This window comes from Chromobacterium sp. IRSSSOUMB001 (genome assembly GCF_023507765.1).
Taxonomy (GTDB): Bacteria; Pseudomonadota; Gammaproteobacteria; order Burkholderiales; family Chromobacteriaceae; genus Chromobacterium; species Chromobacterium haemolyticum.
Window position 1 is genome coordinate 1 of sequence record NZ_JALCYU010000055.1, and the last position, 665, is coordinate 665.

Annotated in this window: 1 protein-coding gene; it reads right to left on the reverse strand. The window is 63.9% G+C overall.

Going from position 1 to position 665, the window contains the following annotated elements; all coding sequences use genetic code 11:
* A partial coding sequence (locus tag MOV80_RS23280; RefSeq protein ID WP_275975398.1) for a calcium-binding protein occupies positions 1-665 on the reverse strand: 665 nt, incomplete at both ends.

The window sequence follows — 665 nt, forward strand, 5'->3', positions numbered from 1 at the left end:
GTGGCGGAACACCATGTCGTTGCCGCTGCGCAGCACCTGGATGTCGGTTTCCTTGATGTCGGCGCCGAAGCGGATCTCGTCGCGGTAATCGCTGGCCGGCCGGTTCGGATCGCCCTTGTCGATGACCAGGTCCTGACCGTCGCCCAGGTTGAACAGATACAGGTCGCGCGCGTAACCGCCGGTCATGGTGTCGTTGCCGGTGCCGCCTTCGAACACATTGTTCCAAGTGGTGGACGAAACCGACATCAGGTCGTTGCCGGCGCCGCCACGCAGGGTATCGCCTTCTTCGCGCCAGTAGCCGCCCTCGCTGCCCACCAGAGTGTCGTTACCGTCGCCGCCTTCCAGCAAGTCGGCGCCGTTGCCTCCGTTCAGCAGATCGTTGCCGATCCCGCCGCGCAGCGTATCGTTGCCGTCTTCGCCAAACAGGCCGTCGTCGCCCGCCCCGCCTTCGATCAGATCATTACCAAGGCCACCATACAAGGAGTCGTTGCCGCCGTTGCCCAGCATCCAGTCGTTGACGTTGCCGCCGCGCAAGGTGTCGCCCAGTTCCGTGCCCACCAGCGGCACGCCCTGTTGCATCAGCTGATCGGCCGTCCACTTCACGCCGCTGGCGAAGGTGATCAGTTCGATCCAGTTGCTCTGGTCAGCGAACCAGTCTTTCACCG